This window comes from Flaviramulus basaltis, from assembly GCF_900114265.1.
Lineage (GTDB): Bacteria > Bacteroidota > Bacteroidia > Flavobacteriales > Flavobacteriaceae > Flaviramulus > Flaviramulus basaltis.
The window spans coordinates 1-5,876 of sequence record NZ_FPKV01000013.1; the positions used below are offsets into that span (position 1 = coordinate 1).

Sequence of the window (5,876 nt, forward strand, 5' to 3'; positions counted from 1 at the left end):
AACTACCAAATTGAAGTTAAAAATGGAGATATTATTGTCTTTACTTACGTGGGTTATCAAGCCAAAGAAATCACTTATAATGGACAATCTACTTTGAATATTCAGTTATTGGAAGATACGGCGCAATTAGATGAGATTGTTATTATTGGTTATGGTAGTGTAAGAAAAGAAGATTTAACAGGAACCGCAGATTTAGTGACTACCAAAGATTTTAATCAAGGCCCTGTACTTTCTGCGCAACAACTTATTAGCGGTAAAGTGGCCGGTGTATCGGTTACTTCAGGAAGTGGAGCTCCTGGCGAAGGTCAAAATATTCTTATTAGAGGTAATGGGTCTCTATCATTAACGAGCAACCCTTTAATTGTTGTTGATGGCATACCTTTAGATAACGGAGGTGTTGGCGGTTCTCGTAACCCTTTAAACCTTATCAACCCTAACGATATTGAAAGCATGGTCATTTTAAAAGATGCTTCAGCGACTTCTATTTATGGATCTAGAGGTGCCAATGGTGTTATAATGATTACCACAAAAAAAGGTAAAGATTCTGAGTTCAAATTTAATGTAAATTCGTCAACAACATTTCATTCTTCTGTTGATAGAGTTGATGTTTTAAATGCAGATCAATTTAGAGATGTAGTCACAAGCCATCCAAATGCTGATGCAACGACCTTAGCACTATTAAGAGATGCCAATACAAACTGGCAAGATGAAATTTACACAGATGCCTTTGGAAAAGACCATTCTATAAGTGCCTTAGGAAGTGCTTTTAGCATACCAATGCGTTTATCTTTAGGACATTCAGATCATGATGGCAATTTAAAAAGAGATAATTTTAAAAGAACAACAGGATCTATAAACTTATCTCCTAAATTTTTAGATGATCATTTAAAAGTTGAATTAAATGCCCGAGGGGTCTATACTGAAAACTTTTTTGCAAATAGAGATGCTATTGGCGCTGCAAATGGTTATGCTCCTACAGAGCCCGTTTATGATGCGAGCTCAATTTATGCACCTTATTCTACTTGGATTGATCAAGCAACTGGAATTAGACCTAGTTTAGGAACGACTAACCCTGTTGCTCAATTAGATTTAACAGCAGACACTGCCGAGGTTAGAAGATTAAATGCCAATGCTAAAGTTGATTACAAACTGCACTTTTTCCCTGATTTAAATGCAACAGTTAATGTTGGTATAGATAAATCCAATAGTCATGGAAGAACAATTACCTCAGAATTTATTCCAACTTCTGATCCAACATGGAATGGTTCCACTTATAAATATACCAATGAGTCAACAAATAAATTATTTGATGCTTATTTAACATATGGCAAAACAATTAACGATTTACACAACATAAATGTAGTTGCTGGTTACTCTTACCAATCTTTTGAATACAATAACTACAGCTATGATAGTGAAAATGAAGAAGATGGAAATGACTATGAGTTTATAGATAAATCTAAAAACGTATTACTATCCTACTTTGGTCGTTTTAATTATGATTATGATGGTAAATATTTAGTAACCGCTACTTTAAGAGCTGATGCTTCCTCATTATTAAATCCAAATGATCGATGGGGGTATTTCCCTTCAGTTGCTGTAGCTTGGAATATGCATAAAGAGCATTTCCTTGAAGATTCATTTTTAAATGAATTAAAACTTAGAGTAGGCTATGGAGAAGTAGGTAATGTTAATGGTCTTGATCCCTACCAATTTTTAACCAGGTATACAGGAAGTCAATCAGATGCAAATTATCAATTTGGAAATTCCTATTATCAAACTTATAGACCAGACCCAATAAACGAAAATTTAAAATGGGAAATAGGAAACACTTTTAATGTGGGATTAGATTTTAGTCTTTTAGATGGAAGAGTTTCAGGTTCAGCAAATGCCTATTTAAAAAAGACAAAAGATTTAATAGCATTTGCTTCGGTAGATCCTTTTACAAATTTTGGAAGTAGAATCAATAAAAATATTGGAGATATGGAGAACAAAGGAATTGAGTTCGCCATTAATGTTGTTCCAGTAAGAACGGATGATTTTCAATGGTCTATAAATTATAACATTGCATTTAATGATAATAAAATCACCCGATTACCTTTTGATCAAGAAGTTGGAGGCATAAGTGGTGGTGTTGGAAATAATGTTCAATTGCATACAGAAGGTGAAGCACCATATAGCTTTAATGTATTTCAGCAAATATATGATACCAACGGAAAACCTATTGAAGGTGCTTTTGTAGATAGAAATGGAGATAATGTTATAAACGATGCTGATAAGTACCTTTATCATGATCCTTATGCCGATGTTATTATGGGATTAAACACCAATTTAAATTATAAAAATTGGGATTTGGCTATAGTAACACGAGCCAATATTGGTAATTATGCTTATAACAATGTCGCTTCTGGTAATTCTTATTTAAATGGAGTGATTCCAACCACCAATAACTTTTTATGGAATATCCACTCAGACTATCTTGAAACTGGTTTCTTAAACCAAACGGATGAAAATTTCTTAAGTAGCCATTGGATAGAAGAAGCCTCATTCTTTAAAGTGGACAACATTACGCTAGGCTATACTTTAGGTAAAGCTATAAAAGATACAAACATAAGACTTTATGGTTCTGTACAAAATGTACTAACTGTAACAGATTATAATGGATTAGATCCTGAAATTACTGGTGGTATTGACAATAGTTTTTATCCAAGACCACGATCTTTTGTACTAGGAGTAAATTTAGATTTTTAAAAAATTGACACATGAAAAATAAAATTAATAAACTCATTTTTATTGTAGCTATCTCATTGGGCATAACTTCATGTCATGATGATTTAGATCAATCACCAATTGATCCAGATAGTTTTACAGAACAAGACGTATTTACAGATGCGACCTCCGCAAAAGGTGCATTAGCAAAATTATATGCCAGTTTAGCATTAACGGGACAAAATGGAGGTGATGATGGTGCTGCAGATATTGCAGACATCAATCAAGGGTTTTCACAATACACCAGAATGCTTTTTAATTTAAACGAACTTACAACAGATCACGCTGTCGTAGGCTGGGGCGATCCTGGGTTACCAGATTTACATGGTATGTATTGGTCTGCTAGTAACGATTTTTCTGGTGCTATGTATCTTCGTTTAGCACAAGAAGTATCCTTTTGTAACTCATTTATCTTACAGGCTTCCTCTTTATCAGAACCCGAAGTAGAAGGCTTTATCGCTGAAGCTCGCTTTTTAAGAGCATTTGCTTATTACAATTTAATAGATTTGTTTGCAAATGTGCCTTTATTAACTGAAATAACGACTGAGTTACCCGTACAAAGTTCTCGAACTGACTTATTCAATTTTGTTGAGACTGAACTATTAGAAATACAAGATTTACTACCAAACAGCCAAGCCAATGAATATGGTCGTGTTGATAGAATTGCAGCTATGGCATTATTATCAAAATTATACCTAAACGCTGAAGTTTGGACAGGTACTCCAAGATATGATGACTGTGTTACATTTTCTAATAATGTCATGAATTCATCATATACTTTACACACTTCCGATTTAAACGGAAATGGAACGGCTTATGATGAATTATTCTTAGCTGATAATGATACCAATGGTGCACAAAACGAATTCATTTTCCCTATTGCTTTTGATGGAGTACAAACCGCAACCTATGGTGGATCAACATTTTTAATTCACGGAGCAACGGGAGGCACTATGGATCCTTCGACATTAGGAATTAATGGCGGCTGGGGTGGTTACAGAACCACTAAAGCGATGGTAGAAAAATTTGAATCTCCTGCAATTGATCTTGCCTCTTTAAACAGTAGTTTAGGAGGTACACCATCTGATTGGGGATTGGTTGGTGATGCTACCGAAAACAGTTGGGATGGCCCAGACATGGAAATGTTTGAAACCTCCACTAATGTGTTTGAATTATATGCTCAACTATCTGATGGTGAAATGAAATTTAGATTTAATGAAGATTGGGGTAATAATTACGGTGATGATGGTGTTGACGGTGTTGTAGAAGCTGATGGTGCAAATATATCTGTTACCGCAGGAACCTATTTAATAAATTTTGATTTAAATAATTTCACTTATTCACTTACCATTGTACCACCTCCAGCTGATAAACGTGGCATGTTCTATACCGATGGCCAAAACCTGGAAATAGCAGCCATTCCTCCTTTTAAAGAGGGGTATGCCGTAACCAAATTCAAAAACATTGATGTTAATGGAAATATAGGTAACGATTCAAGTGGTGAATTTACAGACACCGATCTTCCTATGATTCGTTTAGCCGAAATTTATTTAAACTATGCTGAAGCAACTTTACGCGGCGGCGGCGGCGATGCAAACTTAGCCCTTTCTGTAATTAATGAACTAAGAGAAAGAGCTTATGGAGATGCTTCTGGAAACATTTCATCTGGCGAATTAACTCTAGACTTTATTTTAGACGAACGTTCAAGAGAATTATATTGGGAAGGACAAAGACGTACCGATTTAATTCGTTTTAACAAATTTACAAGTGGCGACTATTTATGGCCATATAAAGGCAACCAACCTAATGGCGTTTCTGCTGGTGCTTTCAGAAATATTTTCCCAATACCCAATAACACCATTTTAACCAACCCTAATCTTGAGCAAAACCAAGGTTACTAACTAATAAAACATGAAGACCATGAAAAAAATAAAAATTTTAGCGGTATTGCTTATAAGTATCCTTAGTTTTATCTCTTGCGAAGATGATACAAGCTTAGAATACATCGCGCAACCACAAGGTGAGTTTACGTTTTCAAATTCATTCTTATCTGAATATGTTTTAATTCCAGCAGCTTCTAATAATATAGGAGAACGTTTTACGTGGGATGCCGCAGATTTTGGAACGCCAACAAACATCACTTATGAATTACAATCATCGATGACTGCAGATTTTGCAGAAATGCAAGTTGTTGGGACAACTAGTGACAATGAATATGCTGTTACTATTGGAACATTATTACAATATGCCACTCAAGCTGGTTTGGATAATGACCCTGCTACAGAAAATCCAAATACAGGAAGTATTTATTTTAGACTGAGAGCTTTTGCTGGTACTGATTCTGATACAGAAACACTTACATCAACTCAAGCATTAACAGTAACACTTCCTGAAAACACAGGTAATAATACTGGGCCAGTTTGTGATTCAGACTATTTATGGGCTGTTGGTGCCGGACTTCCTGATGCAGGTTGGGGATGGGACACTCCAGTAAGCTTATCTTGCCAAGGTGATGGTGTGTATGGTTGGAATGTAAACCTTCAGAACAATGGTGGAGCCGATAATAACTTTAGATTTTTTACTAGTGAAGGCGATTGGGGATCTGGACAAAACTATCCTTATTTTATTGGAGAAGGCTACACGATTGATGCTAATTTTGCTGATGCAGCAGACGGCGATAATAATTTTGCTTTTATTGGAACAACAGGGTATTATTATCTTGAAGTTGATACCGTAAATAAAACCATCACAGTAAGCGATCCACAAGCAACTGGTGTTTGCGAATTCGACCAATTATGGGCCGTTGGTGCTGGTTTGCCAGATGCAGGATGGGATTGGGCTACACCTGTTAAATTCCTTTGTACCGGTGAAGGGGTCTATTCTGGAAGTGCGAATTTTGCTAACGATACCTTTAGATTCTTTACTACTGAAGGAGATTGGGCTACAGGACAAAATTATCCATATTATATCACTGAAGGGTACACCATTGATGCTAACTTTGAGGATGCAGCCGATGGGGATAACAATTTTAGATTTTTAGGTACGCCAGGAACTTACTTTTTAACTATAGATACAGTTACCAAAACCATTACTTTGGAATAATAAAA

3 protein-coding genes are annotated in these 5,876 nt (G+C 35.6%); all 3 read left to right on the top strand.

Annotated elements, in window-relative coordinates:
* Positions 1-2,751: SusC/RagA family TonB-linked outer membrane protein (locus BT151_RS18085; RefSeq protein WP_072403775.1), on the top strand; the 2,751-nt coding region annotated here is incomplete at its 5' end.
* Between the two features lie 11 nt (positions 2,752-2,762).
* Positions 2,763-4,670 (top strand): RagB/SusD family nutrient uptake outer membrane protein, encoded by a 1,908-nt coding sequence (locus tag BT151_RS18090; RefSeq protein ID WP_072403776.1) that lies wholly within the window; start codon positions 2,763-2,765, stop codon positions 4,668-4,670.
* A gap of 19 nt (positions 4,671-4,689) precedes the next feature.
* Positions 4,690-5,871 (top strand): SusE domain-containing protein, encoded by a 1,182-nt coding sequence (locus tag BT151_RS18095; RefSeq protein WP_072403777.1) that lies wholly within the window; start codon positions 4,690-4,692, stop codon positions 5,869-5,871.
* The last annotated feature ends 5 nt before the right edge of the window (positions 5,872-5,876 follow it).

Excerpts from the sequence above, each read along its gene's own strand:
- BT151_RS18090 (WP_072403776.1), top strand. The coding sequence starts at position 2,763 with ATGAAAAATAAAATTAATAAACTCATTTTTATTGTAGCTATCTCATTG.
- BT151_RS18095 (WP_072403777.1), top strand. The coding sequence starts at position 4,690 with ATGAAAAAAATAAAAATTTTAGCGGTATTGCTTATAAGTATCCTTAGT.